Below are 238 nucleotides of genomic sequence, written 5' to 3' on the forward strand. Positions count from 1 at the left end.
TCCGAGTAAGGCTCCGCCGTCTTTCGTTGGAATCATTTTTTCAACTTCATCAAGTCCTTTTCCGCCCCAGATTAATTGGGACAGTTCTTTTCCGTCTTTGTCGAGCCTGATGATCAGGACATCTTTAGAACCGTAGCCTTTGGAAGAATTCTGAACATTTCCGGCCACAAAAAATCCTAAGTCCGTGGTTTGAATAACCGCTCTGGCTTCTTCGTCAGCAGCAGTACCTAATGTTTTT

General features: G+C 44.5%; 1 pseudogene. It reads right to left on the minus strand.

The window, feature by feature from the left end:
* Positions 1 to 238 (minus strand): annotated as a pseudogene (locus AC27VX_RS23940) (T9SS type A sorting domain-containing protein); the annotation flags it as partial.

Source organism: Chryseobacterium sp. 14P4.3.2 (genome assembly GCF_057799275.1).